Raw genomic sequence first — 25719 nt, forward strand, 5'->3', positions numbered from 1 at the left:
GGCTGACGCGCATGACGGGCCCGTGCCTCGGACGTCCTGCCAAGGGGGAGCGCGACGGTGAACAGACGGCGGCGGAAGAAACTGTCGCACCGGCTGGTGTGGGCCGCGGCGGTCGGCGACACCGCCGCCGTCGCCGCGTTGCTGCGGGCCGGAGCCCCCGCCGAGACGACGGACGCCGAGGGGACGACGCCCCTGTACGCGGCCGCCGTCCACGGGGCCGCCGACACCGTGCGCCTGCTGCTCGTGGCCGGGGCCTCGCCCGACACCGAGAGCGGACACGGCGCGGAGGGCACCCCGCTGTGCGGCGCCGCGTGCTGGGGACACCTCGAGGCGGTGCGCGAACTTCTCGCCCACGGCGCCGATCCCGACCTCCGCGAGGACCACGGCACGGGCCGCTCCCCGCTCGACTGGGCGGCTGCCGGCTTCCACACCGAGACGGCGGCCGTGCTGCTCACGGCGGGGGCCGTTCCTGACGCCGGGTAGGGCTCAGAACGCGTACGGTCCGAACCGGCCCCAGGCCACCACGGCCGCCAGGATCAGCAGCACCAGGCTCGGTGCCGTCTCCTTGGTCTCGCCGCGGCGGAGGTGGAAGACGACCGCGCCGAGCATCGTGACGGCGAGGCCGGTCGCCGCGAGCGGCACGAACACCGTGGCTATGTCGAGGACGGCCGGAAGGATCAGCCCGATGGCGCCCAGGGCCTCCAGCGCGCCGATGGTCTTCACCATGCCCGGGGAGAAGGCCTCGACCCAGGTCATTCCGGAGGCCGCCAGCTTCTCCTTGGACTGGGCGGTCTTCATCAGGCCGGCGGCGAGGAAGGCGGCGGCGAGCAGGCTCGCGATGATCCAGAGGGTGACGTTCATGGCGGGCTTCTTCCGATGGAGGAGGGGCTGAGTATGACTTGAACATTCAACAGATGGTCGGGGGTTCAACGTAGGGTCGATCGACTTGAAGCGTCAAGTCATGTGGCGCTTGGTTCGTGGAGGCTGCACGTAGAGTGGGCGCCATGGAGACACCGCAGCAGTCCCCCTGGCTGACCGACGAGGAGATGGAGACCTGGCACGCGCTGGCCGGCGTGATGGTCAGACTGCCGAGCGCGCTGGACGCGGAACTGCAGCGGGACGCGGGCGTCAGTCACGTCGAGTACGTGGTGATGGCGATGCTGTCGCAGACCGAGGGGCGCACCCTGCGCATGAGCGACCTGGCCGGGCACGTCGGTTCGTCGCTGTCCCGGCTCTCCCACCTCGTGAAGCGGCTGGAGAAGAGCGACTGGGTGCGCCGCGAGCCGGACCCCTCCGACGGGCGCTACACCCTGGCCGTCCTCACGGACGCCGGACACGCCAAGGTCGTCGAGAGCGCGCCGGGCCACGCCGACGCCGTACGCCGCTTTGTGTTCGACGCGCTCACCAAGGCCCAGCAGCGGCAGTTGCGGGACATCGGGCGGCGCATCTGGCAGAGCGTCGCGCCCGACGACCACTGCCTGCCGCCGAGCTGACGGCCCGCCACACCCTCACGGCCCGCCCGGCGGGCCGGTGGTGCCCCGGACCTCCAGCGTCGGCGTGGTCAGGACGACCCTGGCGGGGCGGGCCGGATCGGCGATGCGGTCCAGCAGGCACTGCGCGGCGGTGCGGCCCACGTCGTGGCTGGCGTTGTCCACGGTGGTGAGCCAGAGGTGGCGCAGCCGGGAGACATAGGTGTTGTCGTAGCCGACGAGGGACAGGTCGCGCGGCACCCTCAGCCCCAGTTCCTCGGCGGCGGACAGGGCGCCCACACAGGCCATGTCGTTGAACGCCACCACGGCGGTGGGGCGTTCGGGCAGGTTCAGCAGCCGGACCGTGGCCCGGTAGCCGCCCTCCTCCGTCAGGTCGCCCCGTTCGACGGTCGCCAGATCGCCCAGCCCGTGCTCGCGCATCACCGTCTCGAAGCTGCGGCGGCGCAGCGCCCCGACCACACCGTCCCCCGCGATGTGCGCGATGCGCCGGTGCCCGAGACCGATGAGGTGCTCGGTGGCGAGACGGGCGCCGAGCTGGTCGTCGCCGGCGACGACGTCCACCTGGGGGAGCGTGGGCTCGCGGGCGCCCGCCACCACCGTCGGGACGAGCCCGGCCGCCGTGCGCAGCGCCTCGGAGGGCGGCAGGGTGCCGACCGCGATCAGCCCGTCGACGCGCAGCTCGGTGAAGGTGCGGGTGAGGTCCTCGCCGAGCCGCCGGTTGAGGTGGCCGTCGGCCAGCAGCATGCGCAGACCGTTGTCGTGCAGCCGGGAGTTGAGCCCGTCGAGCAGCTCGACGAACCAGGGGTTGCGCATGTCGTTGAGGAGCACGCCGACCGTACGGGTCCGGCGCTCGCTCAGGCTGCGCGCGGCCGCGTTCGGCCGGTACCCCAGCTCGTCCACGGCGGCCAGCACCGCCCGCCGCTTCTCCTCGCGGACCTGCGCCGAGCCGCGCAGCACCAGCGAGACCAGTGACTTGGACACACCGGCCCGCTCGGCGACGTCACGGATCGTCGGGGTCGGGGGTCCGGGTCTCATGGCCTGGACCGTTCCACAGCGGTGCGGCCGTGTCAAAGGGCTTGACAGTGCGGGGGCCTGCCCGCAGTGTGAGCGGCATACGGTTTTGGAACGGTCCAATGAAGGGCAGTCATGGTGAGTGGGCTCGGTGTCGCCGTCGTGGGGTTCGGCTGGATGGGACGGGTGCACACCCAGGCGTACGCCCGGCTGCCGCACCACTTCCCGCAACTCGCCCTGCGGCCCGAGCTGGTCACCGTCGTCGAGGACGTCCCCGGCCGCGCCGAGGAGGCGGCCCGGCAGTTCGGGTTCGCCACCACCGCCCGGGACTGGCACGAGGTGATCGCCGACCCGCGCGTCCAGGCGGTCAGCATCACCGCGCCGAACTTCCTGCACCGGGAGATCGGCGTCGCCATGGCCGAGGCCGGCAAGCACATCTGGATCGAGAAGCCCGTCGGGCTCACCGCCGCCGACGCCCGCGCCGTCGCCGACGCGGTCGACAAGGCCGGCGTCCAGGGCACGGTCGGCTTCAACTACCGCAACGCGCCCGCCGTGGAGGCCGCCCGCGAACTGATCGCCGCCGGGGAAATCGGCACGGTCACCCATGTCCGCGTCCGCCTCTTCAGCGACTACGCCGCCCACCCCGAGGGTGCCCTGACCTGGCGGTACGAGCGGCAGCGCGGCGGCAGCGGCGTCCTCGGCGACCTCGCCTCGCACGGCGTGGACCTGGCCCGCTTCCTGCTCGGCGACATCGCCTCCCTCACCGCCGACACCGCGATCTTCGTCCCCGAGCGGGCCCGGCCCTCCGGCGCCACGGCCGGCCACACCCGTGCTTCCGGCGGCGAACTCGGCCCCGTCGAGAACGAGGACTACGTCAACTGCCTGCTCCGCTTCGCCTCCGGCGCACGGGGCGTCCTGGAGGCCTGCCGCGTCTCCGTCGGCGAGCAGAACAACTACGGCTTCGAGATCCACGGGACCGGGGGCGCGCTCTTCTGGGACTTCCGCCGCATGGGCGAGCTGGGCGTCAGCAAGGGCGACGCCTACCAGGACCAGTCCGTCCACACCGTCTACGTCGGCCCCGGCCACGGTTCGTACTCCGCCTTCCAGCCGGGCTCCGCCAACGCCATGGGCTACGACGACCTCAAGGTGATCGAGGCGTACAACTTCGTGACCTCCATCGCCGAGGGCACCCCGCACGGCACCACCCTCGCCGACGCCGTGCACAGCGCCACCGCGCTGGACGCCATGAGCCGCTCGGCCGAGTCCGGGGCGTGGGTGGACCTCTGAGCCCCCGGCGGCCGGGCGGCCCCGAACTCCCGCCGCCCGGTCGTCAGTTGCGGACGAGCAGCTGGAAGTCGAAGGAGTAGCGCGAGGCCCGGTAGACATGGCTGCCGTACTCGACCGCGCGCCCGGTGTCGTCGTACGCCGTGCGCTGCATGGTGAGGAGCGCGGCGCCCTCCGGCTCGCCGAGGCGGTCCGCCTCTTCCGGCGTGGCGATACGGGCGCCGACGCTCTGGTGGGCGCTGTGCAGGGTGATGCCGGCGTTGCGCATCATCCGGTACAGGCCCGTCGACTCCAGGCGCTCGGTGTCCAGGTCCAGCAGCCCGGCCGGGACGAAGTTGGAGAGGAACGCCACAGGCTGCCCGTGGGTGAGGCGCAGCCGTTCGAAGAGGTGCACGTCGGCGCCCTCGGCGATGCCCAGGGCGGCCGCGACCTCGGCCGAGGCCTGCCGGAACTCGCTCAGCAGCACCTTGGTCGTGGGCTGCTGCCCGGCCGACTCCAGGTCGTCGTAGAGGCTGCTCAGCTCCAGCGGCCGTTTGACCTGGCTGTGCACCACCTGCGTGCCCACGCCCCGGCGGCGTACGAGCAGGCCCTTGTCGACGAGCGACTGGATGGCCTGCCGTACGGTCGGCCGGGACAGGCCGAGACGGCCGGCGAGCTCGATCTCGTTGCCCAGGAGGCTGCCCGGGCCGAGCGCACCGTGCTCGATCGCCGACTCCAGCTGCCGGGCCAGCTGGTAGTACAGCGGCACCGGGCTGCTCCGGTCGACACTGAGGCCGAGACTCCCTGTACTCCCCGTAGTCGCGCTGGTCACGCCCATGAGGGTATCCGTCCGTCCGGATGACAGGAACCCCTGTCATCGCATTGTCCTTACAAGCGCGGCCCGTGCGGCGGCGGCCGTCAGAGGTGGCGGCGCTGGTCGGCCACCTCGCGGTCGTACGTCGTGCGCGCCTCGACGGCCGCCGGCCGGGAGGCGGTCTGGGCGACCGGGACGTCCCACCAGGCCTCGGCCGGGGGAGCGGTGGGCGTCGGGTCGGTCTCGACGTACACACAGGTGGGCCGGTCCGAGGAACGGGCCGCCGCCAGCGCGTCGCGCAGCTCCTTCACGGTCTTGGCGCGGATGACGTCCATGCCGAGGCTGGCCGCGTTGGCGGCGAGGTCCACCGGGAGCGGCGCCCCGGAGAAGGTGCCGTCGGCGGCGCGGTAGCGGTAGGCGGTGCCGAAGCGCTCGCCGCCGACCGACTCGGAGAGGCCGCCGATGGAGGCGTAGCCGTGGTTCTGGACGAGGACCAGATTGACCGGCAGGTTCTCCTGGACGGCCGTCACGATCTCCGTCGGCATCATCAGATACGTGCCGTCCCCGACCAGGGACCAGACGGCCGTGCCGGGCGCCGCCTGCTGGACACCGATCCCGGCGGGGATCTCGTAGCCCATGCAGGAGTAGCCGTACTCCAGGTGGTACTGGCGGGGGCTGCGGGCCCGCCACAGCTTGTGCAAGTCACCGGGGAGGGACCCGGCCGCGTTGATGACCACGTCCTCGTCGCCGACGACCGCGTCCAGGGCGCCGAGCACCTGGGTCTGGGTGGGCACGGCGTGCTCGTCGGCGGCGCGGTAGGCGGCCTCGACGACCTGCTCCCAGCGCTCCTTGCCGGCCCGGTACTCCGCCTCGTACGCCTCGTCCACCCGGTGCCCGTCCAGTGCCTCGGTGAGCGCCGTGAGTCCGGCCCGCGCGTCGCAGACCACCGTCCGGGCGGCCAGCTTGTGGGCGTCGAAGGAGGCGATGTTCAAGTTGACGAAACGGACGTCCGGGCTCTGGAAGAGGGTGTGGGAGGCGGTGGTGAAGTCGGTGTACCGGGTGCCGACGCCGACGATCAGGTCGGCGGTGCGGGCGATGTCGTCACAGACCGCCGTGCCGGTGTGGCCGATGCCGCCGAGGTCGGCGGGGTGGTCGTACCGCAGGGAGCCCTTGCCCGCCTGGGTGGACGCGACCGGGATGCCCGTGGCGTCGGCCAGCGCCTTCAGCGCCTCCTCGGCCTCGCTGTGGTGGACGCCGCCGCCCGCGACGATCAGCGGCCGCCGCGCGGCGCGGATCGCCCGCACCGCCTCCGCCAGCTCGACCGGGTCGGGCACGGGACGCCGTACGCGCCACACCCGCTCGGCGAAGAACTCCTCCGGCCAGTCGTACGCCTCCGCCTGGACGTCCTGCGGCAGGGCGAGGGTGACGGCGCCGGTGTCGACCGGGTCGGCGAGGACGCGCATGGCGTTCAGGGCGGCCGGGATCAGCGCCTCGGGGCGGGTGATCCGGTCGAAGTAGCGGGAGACCGGGCGCAGGGTGTCGTTGACCGAGACGTCGGCCTCGGTCGGGTGCTCCAGCTGCTGGAGCAGCGGGTCGGCGGTGCGGGTCGCGAAGTAGTCGCCGGGGAGGAGGAGTACGGGCAGGCGGTTGATGGTGGCCAGGGCGGCGCCGGTGACCAGGTTGGTGGCGCCGGGGCCGATGGAGGTGGTGACCGCCTGCGCGGAGAGCCGGTTCAGCTGGCGGGCGTGACCGACGGCCGCGTGCACCATGGACTGCTCGTTGCGGCCCTGGTGGAACGGCATCGTCTCCTCCCCGGCCTCAAGGAGGGCCTGGCCGATGCCCGCCACGTTGCCGTGGCCGAAGATGCCCCAGGTCCCGGCGATCAGCCGATGGCGCACCCCGTCGCGCTCGCTGTACTGCGCGGACAGGAACCGCACCAGCGCCTGGGCGACGGTCAGACGGCGGGTGGGGGACTGGGGCATCGGGACCTCGCGGGTTGGGGTGGTGATGGTCTTCGGGCGGTGCGTTGCCGGGTGCGGGTGACCAGCCCCCGCTTTTCAGGGGCGCGGGGAATTGCGCGAGAAGCCCCATTGGGGTCGCGCCGGGACGCCGGTCTGCAACGGATAGGGATCGATTCCGATACGACCCCTGGTGATCGGATCGAAGGATTCGGCGGGCTCGGGCATGCGCGTCGCTCCTCGGGTGGGGGATGCGGGCCACCGGAGACCGCCGCGCGCGGGGATGCGAACGCCCGGGACCGGATGTATCCCATGTTTAGGACCCGAACCGACCCCGTGTCAACAGTTTGTACTGACATCCTGACCTGCTCGTGAAATGATGTCTTAACAAAGTCTTGACAGCGGGGTCCGTCAGGGGTTTGTATCCCGTCCCAACGAAACAGCGCAGTCGGCCTACCGGCACAATGATCCGGACTTCGAACGTCCGGGCCCGCGCGGGCAATCCGCCCGACGCTGTCCCGTTCCCTTTCCCCCTGTCGCACAGTGAGGTGCAGGAAAGATGGACCGCACGTACTCCCGCTCACGCAGAGTGGCCCCCTTCTTCGCCATGGCCGCGGCTTCCGCGCTGCTGATAGCCGGCTGCTCCAGCGACTCCGGCGGGAAGAAGGCCGAGGAGGGCGGGTCGAACGCCTCCGCGGGCAAGGCCGACACCCCCCGGATGAAGGTCGCTCTGGTCACCCACCAGGCCCCCGGGGACACCTTCTGGGACATCGTCCGCAAGGGCGCCCAGGCGGCGGCCGACAAGGACAACATCGAGCTGATCTACTCGGCGGACCCGAACGCCGGCAACCAGGCCAACCTGGTGCAGAACGCGATCGACCAGAAGGTCGACGGCATCGCCATCACCCTCGCCAAGCCCGACGCGATGAAGGACGTCGTGGCCAAGGCGACGAAGGCGGGGATCCCGGTCGTCGGCCTCAACTCCGGTCTGAGCGACTGGCAGAACCTCGGTCTGATGTCGTTCTTCGGGCAGGACGAGAGCGTGGCGGGCGAGGCGTTCGGCAAGCGGCTGAACGAGGCCGGCGCGAAGAAGGCCGTCTGTGTCGTGCAGGAGCAGGGCAACGTCGGCCTGGAGCAGCGCTGTGCGGGCGTGAAGAAGACCTTCGAGGGCGACACCGAGGTCCTCAACGTCAACGGCACCGACATGCCGTCCGTGAAGTCGACCATCAGTGCCAAGCTCAAGCAGGACACCGCCATCGACTACGTGGTCGCCCTCGGTGCCCCCTACGCCCTGACCGCGGTCCAGTCGGTCGCGGACGCCGGCAGCAAGGCGAAGGTCGCCACCTTCGACCTGAACAAGGAGCTGACGGACTCGATCAAGAGCGGTGACATCCAGTTCGCGGTGGACCAGCAGCCGTATCTGCAGGGCTACCTCGCCGTGGACTCGATGTGGCTCTACAAGAACAACGGCAACTACAGCGGCGGTGGCGAGGAAGCGGTGCTGACCGGCCCCGCGTTCGTCGACAAGGAGAACGTCGACACGATCGCCGAGTTCGCCGCGAAGGGCACCCGGTGATCTGAATGACCCAAGCAACGGCACCGGCGGCGAGTTCCTCGCCGCCGGCTCCGCCGGCCGGCACACAGAAGGACGGGCGCACCGTGCAGCGCTCGCTCGGACGCCGGCTGCTGGCCCGCCCGGAGGTCGGCGCGCTGATCGCCGCGATCGGGGTGTACGTCTTCTTCTTCTCGGTGGCCCCGTCCTTCCGGGAGGCCAGTTCGCTGGCGACCGTGCTCTACCAGGCCTCCGTCATGGGCATCATGGCGATCCCGGTGGCCCTGCTGATGATCGGCGGCGAGTTCGACCTGTCCGCCGGTGTCGCGGTCACCACCTCCGCCCTGACCGCCGCGATCCTCAGCTTCCAGCTGTCGGTGAACGTGTGGACCGGCGTGATCGTCGCGCTGATCGCGTCGCTGGCGGTGGGCGCGTTCAACGGCTGGCTGCTGATCAGGACCGGGCTGCCCAGCTTCCTCGTCACCCTCGGGTCGTTCCTGATCCTCCAGGGCTCGAACCTGGCGGTGACGAAGATCTTCACCGGCAACGTGGCGTCCGACTCCATCAGCGACATGGACGGCTTCGACCAGGCCAAGAGCGTCTTCGCCTCCGAGATCGGCATCGGCGACGTCAACGTCAAGATCACGGTCTTCTACTGGCTGGCGTTCGCGGCGATCGCGACCTGGCTGCTGCTGCGCACCAAGTTCGGCAACTGGATCTTCGCGGTCGGCGGCAACAAGGACAGTGCGCGGGCCGTCGGCGTGCCCGTGAACTTCACCAAGGTCGCCCTGTTCATGGGGGTCGGCGCGGGCGCCTGGTTCGTGGGCATGCACCTGCTGTTCTCGTTCAACACGGTGCAGTCCGGTGAGGGCGTCGGCAACGAGTTCCTGTACATCATCGCCGCGGTGATCGGCGGCTGTCTGCTGACCGGCGGCTACGGCTCGGCGGTCGGCCCGGTGATCGGTGCCTTCATCTTCGGCATGGTCTCCCAGGGCATCGTCTACGCCAACTGGAACCCCGACTGGTTCAAGGCCTTCCTCGGCGTGATGCTCCTGATCGCCGCCCTCGTCAATCTGTGGGTCCGCAGCCAGGCCACCCGGAGGTGAACCACCCGATGACCACCAGCAACGACACCGCCACTCCCGCCCCTTCGGGCGCGGGCGAGGCCCCCGTGGTCGAGCTGCGCAACACCGGCAAGGCCTACGGCAACGTCCGCGCCCTGCACGGCGTCGACCTCGCCGTCCACCCCGGCCGTGTCACCTGCGTGCTGGGCGACAACGGCGCCGGCAAGTCCACCCTGATCAAAATCATCTCCGGCCTGCACCAGCACACCGAGGGCGAGGTCCTCGTCGACGGCAAGCCGGTGCGCTTCACCACCCCGCGCGAGGCCCTCGACGCCGGCATCGCCACCGTCTACCAGGACCTGGCGACCGTGCCGCTGATGCCGGTCTGGCGCAACTTCTTCCTCGGCTCGGAGTTCACCAAGGGCCCCTGGCCCGTCCGCCGCCTGGACATCGCCCGGATGAAGGAGACCGCGGACACCGAACTGCGCAACATGGGCATCGTCCTGGACGACCTCGACCAGCCCATCGGCACCCTCTCCGGCGGCCAGCGCCAGTGCGTGGCCATCGCCCGCGCCGTCTACTTCGGCGCCCGCGTCCTCATCCTGGACGAGCCCACCGCCGCGCTGGGTGTGAAGCAGTCCGGTGTGGTGCTGAAGTACATCGCCGCCGCCCGCGACCGCGGACTGGGCGTCATCTTCATCACCCACAACCCCCACCACGCCTACATGGTCGGCGACCACTTCAGCGTCCTGCGTCTGGGCACCCTCGAAATGTCCGCCCCCCGCGACCAGGTCAGCCTCGAGGAACTCACCAACCACATGGCCGGCGGCACCGAACTCGCGGCGCTCAAGCACGAGTTGGCCCAGGTCCGCGGCGTCGACGTCGAGGAACTCCCCGAGGAGGGCGACCTCACCGCACCGGTGGTCTCCTCGAAGGACGGGGCTGCCTGACCCCGGCCGCTCCTCGTGAGCGGTCACGCGGCCGACGACCCGGCGAGGGCGCTCCGCGAGGAGCCCCCTCGCCGGTCGGCTGACGACTTCTCGCCGGTCAGCGGTACTTGGCTTGCGATCGCCTTGCTGTTCGGTTACCGGGCCGTCACTATGAGGTGTGCCGCCCGGAGCCGTACGCCCGAGGAGACGACGCCTATGGACAGGTACGAGCAGCCCTTCGCCACGAGCGTGGTCAGGGACCTGCACGACACCTCACTGGACGAGGTGCCCGAGTCCGCGCAGGAGTCGGCCATGGCAAGGATGCTCGCAGGTGGCGGAGAGCCGGTGGCCGCCTTCCAGTCGTCGCTCTGACCGGCCTGGCCGGAACGACGAGGGATCGTCCCGGTGACGGTGGCGGCGCGGCCCTTCCGCCAGTTCGTGATCAAGGTGCACAGCCGGTGCGATCTGGCCTGTGACCACTGCTACGTCTACCAGCACGCCGACCAGAGCTGGCGCGGGCGTCCGGTGACGATGTCCGAGGAAACGTTCCGTCGTGCGGCCGCGCGGATCGCCGAACACGCGGCCGCGCACCGACTCACCCGGGTGCACGTCGTCCTGCACGGCGGTGAGCCCCTGCTCGCCGGGCGGGAACGCCTGCGCGGCTTCGCCCGCACCCTCCGCTCGGCGCTGCACGGCGTGGCCGAACTCGACCTGCGCATGCAGACCAACGGCCTCCGCCTGGACGACGAGTTCTGCGCGATGCTCGTCGACGAGTCCATCGTCACCAGCATCTCGCTCGACGGCGACGAGGCGTCCAACGACCGCCACCGGATCAGGCGCGACGGCTCCGGCTCCTACCGCGACGTGGTCCGCGCGGTGCGGATCCTCGGCGCGCCGCCCCACCGCGCCGCCTTCGGCGGGCTGCTCTGCACGATCGACGTCGACAACGATCCGGTCGAGGTGTACCGGGCGCTGGCCGAACTCCGCCCGCCGGCCATCGACTTCCTGCTGCCGCACGCCACCTGGGAGTTCCCGCCGGCCCGCCCCGGCGGCGAGACCGACTACGCGGACTGGCTGATCGCCGTGCACAAGCAGTGGACCGCCGACGGCATGCCCATGCGCATCCGGATGTTCGAGTCCATCAGCCGGCTGACCCGAGGCCGTGGCAGCCTCACCGAGGCGCTGGGGCTGGGCAGTTCGGACCTGCTCGTGATCGAGACCGACGGTGCGCTCGAACAGGCGGACTGGCTGAAGACGGCCTACCAGGGAGCCCCGGCGACCGGGATGCACCTCGCCACCCACCGCCTGGAGGAGGCCGCCGAGCACCGGGGCATCCAGGCCCGCCGCGCCGGACTGGACGGGCTGAGCGCGCAGTGCCGCGCCTGCCCCGTCGTGTCGGTGTGCGGCGGCGGCCTCTACGGCCACCGCCACCGCGCCTCCAACGGGTTCGACAACCCCTCCGTCTACTGCGCCGATCTGCTGAAGATCATCGAGTACGTCCAGACCACGGAACGCGACGCCGCGGACGTTCGCCACGGCTGGCACGGTCTGTCCTGGACCCACTTCGACGAACTGGCCGCCGGATACGGCAGCGCGGCGGCCGTCCGCTCCCTGGCCGCCGCCCAGAACAGCCAACGCCGCGCACTGCTGGCGGCTGCCCGCCGCGCGGACAGCGAGGCACCGGGGCCCGGCCCGGGACTGACGGCGGGGCCGATCTCGGTCCCGGCGGGTGCGGGCGCGGCTCAGGGGGCCGGGGCGGCGAGGGCGGCCGGGCCGGTGGGCTCGGGGCCCGGATGGGAGGCGATTCTGGCGTTGCCGGCCGCCGCGTTGGACGTCCTGCTGGCTGATCCGTATCTCCGCGTCTGGGCCCTCGCGTGCGGACAGCCGGTGCGACGGCGGGCCGAGGGCCGTCCGGCCGAGGCCGCGCTGTCGGCCGTGGCACGCGTCGGCGGCCGGCTGACCCTGGCCGTCCCGCTGCGGCACGAGCCCGAGGGGTCGGCGATCCACCTCCCCGGCCTGGGCCGGCTGTCACTGGGCACCGACGGCCGCGACCGGCGCGCCGGGACGGTCACCGTGACGGCCGCCGACACCGCGCTCACCGTCGAAGGACGGACCCTGGGACAGGAGTTGCCCCCCGACGGCATGCGCTGGCAGCCACTGCGTCATCTGTCCGCCGACGGACTGCGAGTGGCCCTGGACGACCTCGACCCCTCCCGCGACTGCTACGGCTACCAGCCCCTGCCCCGCCTGTCCGAGGCCGAATTCCGACGGTGGGAGACGATGTTCGGCGAGGCCTGGCAGCTGATCAGGACCGAGTACGCCGAGTACGCGCAGGGCATCGCCGCCGGCCTGACCACCGTGACCCCGCTCGCGCCCGCGGCGTCCGGCGACGACGTCAGCGCCACCTCGCGGCACGCCTTCGGAGCGGTCGGTATCGCGCTGCCCCGCTCGGCCGAGGATCTGGCCATGCTGATCGTCCACGAGTACCAACACGTCAAACTGGGCGCGATGCTCGACATGTTCGACCTGCTCGACGGCCTCGACGACCGGCGCTACCGCGTGCTGTGGCGCCCCGACGCGAGGCCTCTCGACGCCATCGTGCAGGGCGCGTACGCCCACCTCGCGGTCGCCGACATCTGGCGGCTCAGGGTCCGCCGCGGTGCGGCCGGCGTCGGCCCCGCCCTGTACGAACGCTCCCGCGCGGAGGCGGACAAGTGGCGTACGGCCGTACTGGACGCCCTCGACACGGTGGCCGGAACCGGCTCCCTGACCGCCCTGGGACACCGCTTCGTGCGCGGGCTCCGGGGCGAGGCCGAGACCCTGGGCGGAGTGGCCGAAACCGGTCCGATCGCGGTCTGATGTCGCGCCAACTCCCCTTCCTGGCACCGGTGTCCGGTACAACTTGCTCCGGTCGACCCCTGGCACCCACAGTGGTTTTCGCGTTCCAATGGATCCTGGAGGAGATTCAGCGGTGATGCTCGGGGCGGGGAGACCCGAGGTGGGCGACGGGGGAGTGGAAAGGCGAGTCCATGATTCATCCGGCTTCTCAGGCGGCACCGGCGTCGGATTCCTCCGATCCGTACGTATTCTTCATGAGTTACGCACGGTTGCCGATGACGGGCACAAGGACCAGGAAAGACCCGTCGGATGTGGCGTTGGAGCAGTTCCACGCCCATTTATGCAGCGACATCATGCAGTTGACGGATCACGACGGCGAGGAATCGCCCGGATTCCTCGACCAGAGCATCGATCTCGGTGAGGACTGGCAGAGCAGACTCAAACACGCCCTGGCCACCTGCCGGGTGTTCGTGCCCATCTACACCAGCCGGTACTTCAAGAGGGAATGGTGCGGAAAGGAATGGGACGCCTTCGCACGACGTCAGGAGGAACAGCTTCGCACCCGGCCGTACACGGGCAACGCGATCATCCCCGTCCTCTGGGTGGGACAGCAGCATCTGACACTGCCGCCCGTCGCGGCGAAGGTGCAGTACGCTCACCCCGCCCTGGGTAAGGATTACCTACAGTCGGGCCTCTACGGGCTGAAGCAGGCGGGCCGCCATGCCAAGTACCGCAGCTCGGTGTGGGCGCTCGCCCAGATGATCGTCAAAGTGGCTCAGCAGACCAGCCTTGAACCGTGCGACGTGGAGCTGTTCAAAGACCTCCGCAACGTCTTCGAGGGGGAGTAGCAGGATGCCGATGTTCTTCATGAGCTATGCGCGGGTTCCTGTTCCCCGACACCGGGACGCCTCACAGGATCCCAACCGTCTGGTCTTCCGGTTCTTCGACGAACTGTGCGCCAAGGTGGCGCGGCGCGCGAGGGTGACGCAGGAGGAGGCCGGCTTCGTCGAACGGCCGGGGACACCGGGGGAGGAGTCGGTCCAGGCGCTGCTGGACTGCCAGGTCTTCGTTCCGCTGTTCTCCAAGCGGTACTTCAGCAATCCCCAGTGCGGTCGGCAGTGGACCGCCGTCGCCCAGGGGGTTCCCGAGGACCGGCCGAGCATCGTCCCGGTGCTGTGGACGCCGTACTCGCCCGCGTCGCTCCCGAAGAAGGTCACGGAGCCGTACCCGGAGGTGCTGGACGGCATCGGTGAGGCCGCCGAGAACTACGCGTCCATGGGACTGCACCGGCTGCTCGACCAGGCGCTCGACCTGTCCGAACGGCCTGACCCGGAGGACGAGGGCGCGGCGGACCGGTTGTCCGCACAGGTCGCCCAGGTGACCGACTGGCTGGCCCAGCGCATCGTCGACCTGGCGGCCACGGGTCCCGCGCGGCCGCGGACGCCGGGCGGCGAGGGAAGGGCGCCGCGGCCGGAGACGCTGGCGGGGCTGGACGACGCCTTCGCCGACCCGCCCTACGCCTCCCCGCTGCACATCACCGTGCTCGCCCCGACCGAGGAGGGGTTACCGGTCGGGCGTGACGGCGCGCGCTACGGACCGGGGGTGGACGACTGGCGCCCGTACGGCACGGCGGTGGGCCCGCTGGTCGAGCTGATGGAGGCGCTGGCCCGGAATCTGGGCTTCGAGCCCACCGTGAAGCCCTTCGACAAGTTCCAGACGGAGCTCAGGGACACGGAACTGCCGACCGCCCCATGGCTCCTGGTGGTGGACCCCTGGGCGCTGGAGAACTCCCAAATGGCGCGTCAGGCCAAGGAGTTCGACCGGGCCCGGCGGCCGTGGACGGCGGTGCTGAGTACTCTGGCGGGGGACGATCTGCAGACGAAGGAGCAGTCCGACCGGCTGCGCGGACTGCTGGCGGCGAACTTTCCCCGGTTCATCAGCGAGGGCCGGGTGGGCGAGCAGGAAGCGGTACGCGGGCTGGCCGGGGCGGATGTCTTCACCCGGTGGTTCAGCGAACTGGCTGAGGCAACCAAGATCCGCTACTTGCGGTACATTCACTCGCAATTGCCCCGGAGCGGCACTGGTGTCCGGGGCGTCCAGGATTCCGGTGCGGACCTGCCCCGACGGCCCGACACCGGCCGGGGCAACGGGGCATCGAGCGACGGCAGTCGCGTGGAGGGCAGGCCATGACCGGCGAGGACGCGCGCAGGATCATCACGTTCTACTCGTACAAGGGTGGTACGGGACGGACGATGGCGCTCGCCAACACGGCCTGGATCCTCTCCTCCGCGGGCAACCGCGTCCTCGTGGTCGACTGGGATCTCGACGCCCCCGGCCTGGACCGTTTCCTGCACCCCTTCCTGAGTGAAAGTCAGCTGCGGACCACCCCGGGCGTGCTCGAACTGGTCAGCCGGTCCACGCAGTTCGCGCGCTCGATGCAGAGCAGGGGCGACACCCTCCCGCAGTTCGAACTGGGTTCCGACTACGCGGGCGGGTCCGACCTGGAGGCGGCCGACGGGATCACCCTCAACAGCTGCCTCATCCAGGTCGACTGGAACTTCCCCTCGGGTGGTCAGCTCTACTACATGCCGGCGGGCACCAAGAACAAGGGCTATCTCTCGGCGTTCTCCCAGTTCGACTGGAAGGACTTCATGGACGGGCCCCTCGCCACCAGGTTCCTGGAAGGGCTCAAGCGCGAGTTCGTCGAGAACTTCGACTACGTCCTCATCGACAGCCGCACCGGGCTCAACGACATCTCCGACATCTGCACGGTCAACCTGCCGCACACCGTGGTCACCTGCTTCACCCCGAGCAGCCAGAGCATCGAGGGCGCCGCCGGGGTCGCCGAGCGCATCGACGGGATGCTGTACGGCAACCGGGACATCCGGATCCTGCCCGTCCCCATGCGGGTGGAGAACGCCGAGGCCGACCGGCTCGACGCCGCCCGGGGGCAGATCCAGTACCGCTTCGACCGCATCGTGCGCAAACACATCCCCGACCGGGACCCGGAGAGCTACTGGGGCAGTGTGGAGATCCCCTACCGGCCCATCTACTCCTACGAGGAGACGCTCGCCCCGTTCAGGGAGAAGCCGGGGGACCCCAAGAGCCTGCTCGCGGCCTACGAGAGACTCACCGAGGTCATCACGGACGGCCAGGTCGACTCGATGCCGCGCATCGACGAGTCGCTGCGTCACAAGACCCTCGACCGGTACACCCGCCACCGCCCGCCGCGGATCTCCGACGTGTACGTCAGCTTCGTCCCGCAGGACCGCAGTTGGGCCAACTGGGCGGGCGCGGTGCTGGAGCAGGCGGGCTTCAAGGTGCACCTGGCACAGGAAGGCACCACGGAGAGCTCGCAGGTGCGTGACGAGATCGAACGGGGCGTCGAGTCGGCCTCGCACACCCTGGTCATCTTCTCCGAGGCCTACCTCAGGTCGTCCCGTTTCCGCACCACCTGGGAGGCGGTCTACGCGGAGAGCGACCGGCGCGCGCACCAGCTGGTCTCGATGCAGGTCGACCAGATGTCGTTGGAGGCGCCCTTCACGGAACAGCTCGCCGACATGACGGGCTGCGACAACGGCGAAGCGGGCCGGGACGCCCTGCTGACCTGGTTCGGCCGAAGCGCCGACTCCCTGTCCCGCAACCACTTCACCGGCGACGAGCCGAAACTGCCCCGCTTCCCGAAGACCGAGCCCTCGGTCTTCGGCGTCCCCCTGCGCACGTCGTCCTTCACCGGTCGTACGGAACTCCTGGAGGGCATCCGGGAGAAGCTCTGGAAGGACGACACCCGGGCCCTGGTGCTCAAGGGCATGGGCGGGGTGGGAAAGACCCTGCTGGCCCAGGAGTTCGCCCACCGCTACAAGAGCGACTACGACGTGGTCTGGCACATCCAGGCCGAGCAGAAGATCCTGGCCGTCGAGCAGTACGCGGGCATGGCCGAGGAACTGGGCCTGCCCGCGCGCACCAACCCCACCGACACCGCCAAGATGGTGTACGAGGCGCTCAACCACGGTGACCGGTACGACAGTTGGCTGCTGATCCTGGACAACGTCCCCGAGGCGGACCACCTGCCCGAGTGGATGATGGACGGCCGCAGCGGCCACATCCTGGTCACCAGCCAGCGCGCCGAGGGCTGGGGACGTCACGTGGACACCGTGGACATCCCGGTGTTCGAGCGGAACGAGAGCATCGCCCACCTGCACAGCCGGCTGCCCGACTGCGGCTGGACGGAGGCCGACCAGATCGCGGAGGCCCTGGGCGACCTGCCGATCGCGATCGAACGGGCCGCCGCCTTCATCGAGCAGACCCGGGCCGACGTACGCGACTACATCAAGAAGCTCCAGCCGCAGGCCACCGGAGCCCCCGACGACAACTCGGTGGGCGCGGTCGTCAAGTCCGGTACGAACACCTGGGAGTTCGGCCTCAAGCAGCTGCGGGAGAGCTTCCCGCCGGCGGTGAAACTGCTGCAGATCTGTTCGTACTACAGCCCCGAGGAGATCTCCATGGATCTCCTGGAGGGCTATGAGGTCTCCCGCGCGCTGGGCGGGGTGCGCACGGTCTCCCGCGCCTACAAGGAACTCAGCAAGTTCTCCCTCGTCACGCTGGACCGCAAGGCCCGGAGCGTGACGGTGCACCGGATGATGCAGAGCGCGATGCGGGAGGAGATGACCGCCGAGGAGCGCGAAGCGGCTCAGCAGGCCGTCTACCGCTCGCTGATCGCCGCCCGGCCCAGCGGGGACGACCCGGAGAACCCCAATACCTGGGAGAAGTACCGCATCATCTGGCCGCACCTCGGTACTCCCTGGGCGGAGCGGGCCCCCGACGAGGGCATCAAGGAACTCTATGTGGACCGGGTCCGTCAGCTGCGCCGCCGGGGCGAGCTGAGCCAGGCCATGGACTACAGCCTGCGGCGCGTGGCCGCCTGGTCCGCGGAGGAGTCGCCCGACGAACGCTGGACGCTGCACATGCGCTTCCAGATCGCCAACGTCCTGCGCGCCCAGGGCAAGTACGAGGAGTCCCTCGCCCTGGACCAGGAGGTCCTGGAGCGGCAGTTGGAGGTGCTGGACGACATCGACGACCAGCACATCCTGATGACGACCAGCAGCATCGCCGCCGACCTGCGCGGTCTGGGACGGCTGACCGAGGCCCTGCAGTACGACGAGGAGACCTACCGCAGATACGACCAGAACTACGGCGAGGACAACGCGCGCACGCTCAGCGCGGCCAACAACCTCGCCGTCGCCCTCAGACTCTCCGGCAACTACTACCGCGCCCGCGATCTCGACCGCAGAACACTGGAACTCCGTGAGGCGATCCAGCTCCACGACCACCCCCTGACCATCGAGTCGGCGGTGAACCTGGGCCGTGATCTGCGTGACTGTGGCGACTACGACGAATCCGTCGCGCTGCTGCGGCGAGCCTACGAGCGCTGTCTGCGCAATCCCCGCCTCACCCAGGGCTCACCGACCGTGCTGAACACGGCCAAGGGACTGGCCGGTTCCCTGCGCAGGGCCGGCCGGGCGGCGGAGGCCGAGGAGCTCGTACGGCATGTGCTCAGAAGCACTCCGGACGGCGAGAAGTCGACGTCGGAGGAGCTGCTGCTGGAGATGAGCCTGGCCGGGGACATGGCCGCCCAGGGCCGGGTCGACGAAGGACTCGATCTGATCCGCAGGGTCCAGGAGAACCTGAGGGACAAGCTGGGGGAAGGGCACTCCCACACGGTGGCCTGCTCGGTCAACCACGCGGTGCTGCTCCTGCACGACATCGGGTCCATTCACCCTCAAGCGGCGGGCGAGGCACAGGAGTTGCTGCGCAGGGCCCAGGCCAGGTTCACCGAACTCAACGGCGAACGGCACCCGTTCGCCCTCATCTGCCACGCGAACCTGGCCGTCGCGGAGGCGGCGCTCGGCAGCTGGGAGAACGCCCGCAGGATCAGCGCCGCGTCGTACGAACTGCTCAAGGAGAATCTCGACCCGCTGCACCCGTCGACACTGACCTGTGCCGGGAACCACGCCGTCGCCCTCAGTCATCTGGGCCAGGCCGACGAGGCCCGCACCAAGCACCACGACGCGCTGGCCGCGCTGAGCAAGCGCATCGGCAGGGACCATCCCCGTGTGCTGGCCCTGAAGGACTGGAAACTCAGCTGCCTCGACCTGGAGCCGCACCCGATCTGATCCGGAGCCGCGTCCGATCTGACCGGGCGCCGCACCCGGTCTCGGGCGCCGTACCCGGTCTGATCGGGAGGCGCGTCCGGTCTAGGAGGGCCCGGCCGTGTTCCGGGCCCAGGCCAGCACCTGGGGCAGGGCGGGCAGCGCCGCGAAGTGGGCCGCGGAGGGCTGCAGCATGGCCTTGGCCGAGGGGATCTTCCTGGCCAGCCAGTGGAAGTGGGCGACCGGGGCGAAGATGTCCCGCTCGCCGTGCCACAGCATCACGGGCACGGAACCGTCGATGTCCTTGAGGTCGAAGCCCCAGGGCCGGCGGAACGCGACCAGGTCGTCCACCCAGCCCATCGGCGCGCGGGGGTCGACCTCCTCCCCCTCGCCCACCGCGGACAGGTAGTTCCGCAGGAGGTGCTGTCGGATCCCGGCGTCCTCGACGATCACCCGGTCCACGCTCGGCATCTCGTCGCGCAGGGACGCGAGGAACACGGTGGGGTCGCGCCGGATGGTCTCGGCGTTGCGGGCCAGCAGCGCGCCCAGTTCGGTCACATCGGGTGCGTGGCGTCGCAGCAGCTCGTAGGTCGACACATTGGACTCGGACATCTCCTTGCGCCAGTCGGGCCAGTCGAGTCCGTCCACGGCACTGTCGCCGGGGCTGTCGTCGTCGCTGTCGGGCTTCGGCGGAGCGAGCGAGACTAACGCCGCGACGCTCGCCACCTGGCTGCCCATGTTCCGTGCCGCGCAGGCCAACGCGTGCGGTGCGCCGCCCGATCTGCCCACCACGGAGTACTTCTTGAGGTCCAGGTCCTCGGCGATGGCGGCGACGTCCTCGGCGGCGTCGACCACCCGGCGGCGCTCGTGGCGGTCGGAACCGCCGTACCCCGGCCGGTCGTAGGCGATGAGGCGCACTCCGAGCTTGTGCAGGTCGAAGGTGCGCAGTCGGGGCCCGAGTCGGCTTCCGGGAGTTCCGTGCAGCAGAAACACCGGGTGTGCGTCCGGATCGCCCCAGGTCTCGTAGGCGATCGTCCGTCCGCCGGACGGCGTCTTCACTGTCTTAACCACCCGATGCCCTCCCGTGCCAGCGGCTGTGGAGTGAAGCGCGGGACCTCCCAGCATTACGCATGGAAAGCCCCGCTCCTAGTAGCTGCTCAGCCGTTCTGGCTTCATATGGCAAGAATTGGGTAAACGTGGGCCGCTCGGCTGTTCACGGCCCAAGGTAGTGCACCGGGGCACGGGTCGCCGGACGAGCGGCGAATTCGTGGTGGCCGTACGCGTCATGGGATATGCCGCCTCACCGTGCTCCCGAGGGCCTTTCCGCCCCTCCGTGATGCCCGGCACCTGGGTGAAGGCGCGACCACCCGTAAGGAGCAGTACGGACGCTGACGTTCCGGCAAGTGGTGTGTCTCACGCCCCCGTGGCGGGCTCGGGGCGGTGCACACCACGGGGCCGGTAGCCCAGGGCGTCGGAGCGGCCCAGCAGATCGGCCAGCAGCCAGACGATGGCCAGCCACATCTCGGTCCCCTGCAGCCCCGGTTCCGGGCCCGGTCCCGCCGTACCCGGTCCGAACCCGAACCCCTTTCCGTCCTGCCAGCGGGCGAGGACGGCCGTGAGTCGCTGTTCGGCCCACCCGCGGATCTCGGCCGACCGGTAGCCGCCGTCGCTTCCGCCCCCGCCGCTCAACTGCCGTGCGCACAGCCACAACGGATGGGCGACGTCGAGGACGTTGCAGGCGTTCTCCCGGCCCGCACCGAAGTAGCGGGTGTCACGGGCGTGGTCCAGTACCGCGTCCACGACCCGTTCCGGATGCGGGACGGGTACCCCGAACTGTGCGAAGGAACCCCGGGTGAGCCGGTAGTAGCCGTTCACCACCTGGAGGCGGCCGGCGCCGGTGGAGGGGGTTCCCCACATGCCGGTCCAGGGGTCGGCGCGGGTGAGGAGCCAGCCGAAGAGGGCTTCCAGGGTGCCCGGGACGAGGGCCGCGCCGTCCGGGTGCCGGCGGTTCCAGTGGGCGGCCGTGGCCCAGGAGTCGATCCACGCGCCCGCTTCCCAGGCGCCGTCGCGCCACGGCAACCGCTCCAGCCGGGCGACGAGTTGATGGGCCGTCATGTCGCGCACGCCGCTGATGGGTTGGGGGAGGGCGCCGCCCAGGAGGTCCAGGGCGTAGCCCACCGACAGGACGTGGTAGAGCGCCGGGCCCTCGCCGGTGAAGCCGTCGGCGTCCATGGGAGGCAGTCGCTCGCCGAGTTCGGGTACGAGGCCGGTGTCCCGGTCCTGGAGGGACGCCAGGCGCTCGATGTGTTCCGCCCTGTCGAGCTGTGCGGGGGCGGCCGACAGCAGCAGGTCGGCGATCTCCACGGCGTCGCAGTGGGCCCGCACGGTGGGGGCGACGCCGGGCCGGTCCACGTACCGGTCACCGTCCCAACAGCGGGCGAGCAGGTCGGCGGCCTGTGCCCGAGCGGCATCACCGAACCGCGCCAGGCCCTCGGGGCCGGCCGTTCCCGCTCCCGTTCCGGCGGTCTCCCGCTTCGGACCCGTCGGCTCCCGTCTGTCCCGTATGGGGCGGGCCGGGTTGCCCGCGGCCACCGTCCAGGCCGGTACGTCCTTCGTCACCACGGCGCCCGCGCCGATCACGCAGTGGTCGCCGATCGTCACGCCGTCCACGATCACCACGTGCGAGCCGATCCAGACGTCGTCGCCGACGGTGATGCCCCGGCTGGTCTGGGGCTGCCGGTGGATCGGCCGGTCGGGGTCCATGGAGTGGTTGAAGGCGAGGAGGGAGGTGTGCGCTCCGATGCGTACCCCGGTGCCGAGAGAGACGGTGCCGCGGGCCACGGTGAAGGGGTTCAGGGTGCAGTCCGTGCCGGTGGTCAGGGTGCCGGTGACATAGGCGTGGGCGGCGATGTACGAGTCGTCGCCCAGACGGAGGAGGTCGGGGAGGACCGCCGCCGACTCGGCCACGTAGCAGCGCTCGCCCACCTCGCTGTCGCCGTCGAGCGACCCCTGCCGCTCCCGCTGCGCGGCCCGCTCCTCCTCCGTCGCCTCCTTCTCGAACAGCCAGGGGCAGTGGTCGAAGCGGGCCGCCCGGCCGAGGCTGTCGGGCTGGTCGGGGCGTTCGGCGTCGGCGAAGGGCTGCGAGGGCGGCGGCTGTCGATGGTCCATGGGCGCACGCTAGGCAGACCCGCGTCCCGTGCGGAAGAGGGTGATCACCCATCGGGCACCGCATGGCCACCCGAGGAGCGGACGGCCCCTTTGTCCCTTTAAATGCTTTTGTCGTGTCAGAGGCTTGTCGGTGTCGCCCCGGGATGGGTCCATGCGCATGAGTTCGAACGCCGCTCCGGTCGTCGCGCCCGTCGCCGTCCCGGCGGCCGGGCCGACCGCGGGACCCGGCCCCGTCGCCGTGGTCGCCGGAGCCTTCGCGCTGGCCCAACTCCTGCTCGTACCACCGGGGATGGGCCTCGGCTGGGACGAGACCGTGTACGTCAGCCAGGTCAGCCCGCACGCGCCGGCGGCGTTCTTCAGCGCCCCGCGCACCCGGGGGGTGCCGTTGCTGGTGGCCCCGGTGGTCGTCTGGACGTCCTCCACCGTGGTGCTGCGGGTGTATCTGGCGGTGCTGTCGGGCGTGGCGCTCCACCTCGCCCTGTACGCCTGGCGAGGACTCTTCCCGGCCCGGGTGCTCGCGGCCGCCGGCGCGCTCTTCGCGACCCTGTGGGTGACCCTCTTCTACGGTCCGCAGGCCATGCCCAACTACTGGGTCGCGGTCGGCGCGCTCGGCTGCGTGGGGTGCTTCCTGCGGGCGCGGAACGATCCGGGGGACCGGACGGCACTGTGGGGCGCGGGCGCGGCCACGGCGCTGATGGCGTGGATGCGGCCCACCGACACCGTCTGGGTGACCCTCCCGCTGTTCGCGCTGCTGCTGGCCGTACGGCGGTGGCGGCGGCCTCGGCTTCTGGGGGTGATGGCGGCCGGCCTCGGCACCGGGGCCGTCGCGTGGGTCGTGGAGGCGTACGCGCAGTTCGGCGGCCCGGCCCGGCGGCTCGCCGACGGGTCGCGGATCCAGGGCGGGCTGGGCTGGAACATCGCCGTCGACGACCAGCTGCGCGGCCTGGTGGGGCGTACGCTGTGCCGGCCGTGCACCGGCGACCTGCCGCACCCGGCGGTCATCGCCTGGTGGTTCGTCCTGCCGGTGCTGGCCGCTCTCGGCCTGGCCGTCGCGGCCCGGGCCGGGCGCCCGACGCCCACGGCGGTGCCGCTGGTCTGCGCCGCCACGGCCGCCGTCCCCTACCTGTTCCTGATCGGGTACGCCGCTCCGCGCTTCCTGCTGCCCGCGTACGCCCTGCTCGCGATCCCGGTCGCCGACGCGCTGCTGGACCTCGTCAGGGGGCCGGGCGGGGCCTGGCGACCGGTCGTGGGGGCCGTGGTGGGGCTCGGGCTCGTCGGGCATCTGGCGGTGCAGTACGCGGTGCTGGAGCGCACCGTCACACGCACCACCGCGTTCCACCGCGACTGGGGCCGTGTCGCCGCCGAGCTGCGGCGCCTCGGAGTGCGGCCGCCCTGCCTGCTGACCGGCGACTACGCCATCCCCATCGCCTACTACGCGGGCTGCTCCTCCGCCCACACCAGCGGCAACAACGCCAACATCACCCGGGACGGCATCCTGCGCACCGCCGACCGCATGCCGGTGGCGGCACTCGTCGCACCGGGCGGCGGAGCGCCCGAGTTCGCGCGGGCGTGGCCGGAGCACCGGGTCGCGGGGTTCCGGCTGCGTGTGGCGCCGCCCGGGGGACGGGCGCTCACGGGGCCTTGAGGGAGGCGTCGGTGGTGAAGCCGTCCTTGACCTTGTCGAAGACGGGGCGGTAGACGTCCCAGTCGAGGTCGGGGGCCGAGAGGTAGATGTCGTACTCGCGTTCGCCCTCGCGGCCGTATCCGAGGTCGATGGCGCGGAAGGCCCGGGCCCGGCCCTGGAAGGTGAACTCCCAGACGGCCGCCGGTTCGCCGCGGAAGGTGGTCCGCTGCATCCGCAGACGCCGGTACGAGTCCGGGTAGTTGATCTTGGTGTTCGCCTCGATGTCCTCGAAGTGGGCCTCGGGGTGCGAGCCGGCGGGGTCCACGACGCCGATGGTGAGTTCGACCAGTTTCGTCTCGTCGGTGTAGGTGACCGACTCGGACGTCCGCTTGCCGGCCCGCCAGCCGTCCGGGACGGGGAAGGAGATCCCCAGGGTCTTGTCCCTGACCAGGTGATAACCGGCGGGTACGGGCGAGGGGGAGTGGGTGGGGGCGGCGGAGGTGCCGTCCTTCGGGGAGGTGGGTTCCCCGGCGGGGTTCGACACGAGGTAGAGCGCGGCGCCGGCGACCGTCGCGGCCACGGTCACCGCGACGGCGACCGGGACGAGGAGCCGACGTCTCCTGCGGCCGCCGTGCTCCGGCCGTCCGCCGTCCGAGGGGCCGCCGTGGTCGGCCGGGGGCATGCCCTGGCCCGTGTGCCGACCGCCGATCCCGCCACCGGCGACGTCGACGCCGACCGTGCCACCGCCGGTCGCGCCACGGCCGGTCGCGTCGCTGTCGTACGAGCGCGTGCTACCCCCGGCCGGGCCTCCGGCCATCGGCGAAGGCATCGGGCCCGCTGTCGGCACCGGCGTCGGCGTCGGTATCGGCAGGGCCATGGTCGCCTGGCCGGAGATGACGGCGCGCAGTGCCCGTTCCGTCTGCTCGGTGGTGGGCCGGTCGGCGGGGTCCTTGGCCAGGAGGGCCTCGATGAGGGGCTCCAGGGCACCGCCCCGCTTCAGGGGCTCCAGCGGGTCCACGGCGATGGCGTACGCGGCCTCCATCGCGGTGAGGCGGCGGAACGGCGGCCGGCCCTCGACCGCCTGGTAGAGCGTGGCCCCGAGGGCCCACAGGTCCGAGGCGGGGCCGGGCTTCTGGCCGCGGATGCGCTCCGGGGCCATGTAGTGGATGGAGCCGACCATCTCGCCGGTCTTGGTGAGGGTGGAGGCGTCCGCCGTCATCGCGATGCCGAAGTCGGTGAGCACGATCCTGCCCTCGGCGCCGAGGAGGACGTTGCCGGGCTTCACGTCACGGTGCAGGACACCGGCGGCGTGCGCGGCGCGCAGCGCGGCGACCATGCCCAGACCGATACGGGCCGCCTCCTCGGGCGGGACGGTCCGGCCGTCGGTGAGGAGGTCGGCGAGGGTGGGCGCCGGGACGTACTCCATGACGATGCAGGGCCGGCCGTCGCCGGAACCACTCGGGGCGCGGCCCCGGCCGCCGTCCAGGGGGTCGCCCGCGTCGGCGTCCAGGTGGTCGTCCACCACGTCGTGCACGACGATCACGTTCGGGTGCGCGATCCGGGCGGCGCTGCGGGCCTCGCGGCGCGTGCGCTCGTACAGGGTGACGAGGTCGTCGGGCGACAGGTGCGGCTGCACGTGCAGGCGCTTCACCGCGACCTGGCGGTCGAGGACCTCGTCACCGGCCCGCCACACGGTGCCCATGCCGCCGCGGCCTATCTGCTCCGTGAGCCGGTAGCGCCCGGCGACGAGCCGCCCTACGTCCGACACCACGTGCCCTCCGCCAGCCCTGCGTACGTTCGATTTGCCTCGTCACCATAACCGGCCCCGGGTAAGGAGCAGGGAGGAGGACCACTCCGGG

At 71.1% G+C, this 25719-nt stretch carries 19 protein-coding genes; 12 read left to right on the top strand and 7 right to left on the bottom strand.

The genetic code is table 11. The annotated features are described in order from the left end of the window. Positions 1 to 57 precede the first annotated feature (57 nt). Positions 58 to 483 (top strand): ankyrin repeat domain-containing protein, encoded by a 426-nt coding sequence (locus tag L3078_RS36220; protein WP_239758148.1) that lies wholly within the window; start codon positions 58 to 60, stop codon positions 481 to 483. Positions 484 to 486: 3 nt separating this feature from the next. Here L3078_RS36220 and L3078_RS36225 read toward each other — a convergent pair whose 3' ends face one another. Then, a complete protein-coding gene (locus tag L3078_RS36225) occupies positions 487 to 861 on the bottom strand; it encodes a DoxX family protein (protein WP_239758149.1) in 375 nt (124 codons plus the stop codon). A gap of 143 nt (positions 862 to 1004) precedes the next feature. Here L3078_RS36225 and L3078_RS36230 point away from each other — a divergent pair, with 143 nt between their 5' ends. Then, a complete protein-coding gene (locus tag L3078_RS36230; RefSeq protein ID WP_239758150.1) occupies positions 1005 to 1493 on the top strand; it encodes a MarR family winged helix-turn-helix transcriptional regulator in 489 nt (162 codons plus the stop codon). Between the two features lie 15 nt (positions 1494 to 1508). Here L3078_RS36230 and L3078_RS36235 read toward each other — a convergent pair whose 3' ends face one another. Beyond that, the gene (locus L3078_RS36235; RefSeq protein WP_239758151.1) at positions 1509 to 2525 is read right to left on the bottom strand and encodes a LacI family DNA-binding transcriptional regulator; all 1017 of its coding nucleotides are present in this window, start codon (positions 2523 to 2525) and stop codon (positions 1509 to 1511) included. A gap of 111 nt (positions 2526 to 2636) precedes the next feature. On the opposite strand from L3078_RS36235, the gene L3078_RS36240 reads away from it, so the two are divergent. Continuing rightward, complete coding sequence (locus L3078_RS36240) at positions 2637 to 3788, top strand: Gfo/Idh/MocA family protein (RefSeq protein WP_239758152.1); 1152 nt, start codon at positions 2637 to 2639, stop codon at positions 3786 to 3788. A 43-nt stretch (positions 3789 to 3831) separates the two neighbouring features. Here the strand turns inward: L3078_RS36240 and L3078_RS36245 are convergent, their stop codons facing one another. Both L3078_RS36245 and iolD read right to left on the bottom strand, forming a co-directional pair. Further along, complete coding sequence (locus L3078_RS36245; RefSeq protein WP_239758153.1) at positions 3832 to 4602, bottom strand: GntR family transcriptional regulator; 771 nt, start codon at positions 4600 to 4602, stop codon at positions 3832 to 3834. Positions 4603 to 4682: 80 nt separating this feature from the next. Beyond that, a complete protein-coding gene (gene iolD / locus L3078_RS36250; RefSeq protein WP_239758154.1) occupies positions 4683 to 6560 on the bottom strand; it encodes a 3D-(3,5/4)-trihydroxycyclohexane-1,2-dione acylhydrolase (decyclizing) in 1878 nt (625 codons plus the stop codon). A gap of 535 nt (positions 6561 to 7095) precedes the next feature. On the opposite strand from iolD, the gene L3078_RS36255 reads away from it, so the two are divergent. The 8 genes from L3078_RS36255 (at position 7096) to fxsT (ending at position 19092) form a co-directional block, all read left to right on the top strand. After that, a complete protein-coding gene (locus L3078_RS36255; protein WP_239758155.1) occupies positions 7096 to 8112 on the top strand; it encodes a sugar ABC transporter substrate-binding protein in 1017 nt (338 codons plus the stop codon). A gap of 5 nt (positions 8113 to 8117) precedes the next feature. Next, complete coding sequence (locus L3078_RS36260; RefSeq protein ID WP_239758156.1) at positions 8118 to 9194, top strand: ABC transporter permease; 1077 nt, start codon at positions 8118 to 8120, stop codon at positions 9192 to 9194. Between the two features lie 8 nt (positions 9195 to 9202). Then, complete coding sequence (locus L3078_RS36265) at positions 9203 to 10102, top strand: ATP-binding cassette domain-containing protein (protein ID WP_239758157.1); 900 nt, start codon at positions 9203 to 9205, stop codon at positions 10100 to 10102. Positions 10103 to 10297: 195 nt separating this feature from the next. After that, the gene (gene fxsA / locus L3078_RS36270; protein ID WP_005482117.1) at positions 10298 to 10453 is read left to right on the top strand and encodes an FxSxx-COOH cyclophane-containing RiPP peptide; all 156 of its coding nucleotides are present in this window, start codon (positions 10298 to 10300) and stop codon (positions 10451 to 10453) included. Positions 10454 to 10486: 33 nt separating this feature from the next. Then, positions 10487 to 12940: an FxsB family cyclophane-forming radical SAM/SPASM peptide maturase gene (locus L3078_RS36275; protein ID WP_239758158.1), complete on the top strand. Its 2454-nt coding sequence runs from the start codon at positions 10487 to 10489 to the stop codon at positions 12938 to 12940. A 170-nt stretch (positions 12941 to 13110) separates the two neighbouring features. Continuing rightward, a complete protein-coding gene (locus L3078_RS36280) occupies positions 13111 to 13767 on the top strand; it encodes a TIR-like protein FxsC (protein ID WP_239758159.1) in 657 nt (218 codons plus the stop codon). 4 nt (positions 13768 to 13771) lie between these two features. Beyond that, positions 13772 to 15109, top strand: a complete 1338-nt coding sequence (fsxC, locus tag L3078_RS36285; protein WP_239758160.1) for an FxsC protein — start codon at positions 13772 to 13774, stop codon at positions 15107 to 15109. After that, complete coding sequence (gene fxsT, locus L3078_RS36290; RefSeq protein ID WP_239758161.1) at positions 15106 to 19092, top strand: FxSxx-COOH system tetratricopeptide repeat protein; 3987 nt, start codon at positions 15106 to 15108, stop codon at positions 19090 to 19092. The genes fsxC and fxsT overlap by 4 nt, the downstream gene beginning before the upstream one ends. Before the next feature lie 81 nt (positions 19093 to 19173). Here fxsT and L3078_RS36295 read toward each other — a convergent pair whose 3' ends face one another. Both L3078_RS36295 and L3078_RS36300 read right to left on the bottom strand, forming a co-directional pair. Continuing rightward, positions 19174 to 20139 carry an alpha/beta hydrolase gene (locus tag L3078_RS36295; RefSeq protein ID WP_239758162.1) on the bottom strand — a complete coding sequence of 322 codons (966 nt, stop codon included), beginning with the start codon at positions 20137 to 20139 and terminating at the stop codon, positions 19174 to 19176. 342 nt (positions 20140 to 20481) lie between these two features. Next, on the bottom strand, positions 20482 to 22236 hold the full coding sequence (locus tag L3078_RS36300; protein WP_239758163.1) for an acyltransferase: 1755 nt from the start codon (positions 22234 to 22236) through the stop codon (positions 20482 to 20484). Between the two features lie 151 nt (positions 22237 to 22387). Here L3078_RS36300 and L3078_RS36305 point away from each other — a divergent pair, with 151 nt between their 5' ends. After that, positions 22388 to 23881 (top strand): hypothetical protein, encoded by a 1494-nt coding sequence (locus tag L3078_RS36305; RefSeq protein ID WP_239758164.1) that lies wholly within the window; start codon positions 22388 to 22390, stop codon positions 23879 to 23881. Here the strand turns inward: L3078_RS36305 and L3078_RS36310 are convergent. Beyond that, entirely contained in the window at positions 23868 to 25631 is a 1764-nt protein-coding gene (locus tag L3078_RS36310) for a serine/threonine-protein kinase (protein ID WP_239758165.1), read from the bottom strand. The genes L3078_RS36305 and L3078_RS36310 overlap by 14 nt on opposite strands. Positions 25632 to 25719 lie beyond the last annotated feature (88 nt).

Source organism: Streptomyces deccanensis (genome assembly GCF_022385335.1).
Lineage (GTDB): Bacteria > Actinomycetota > Actinomycetes > Streptomycetales > Streptomycetaceae > Streptomyces > Streptomyces deccanensis.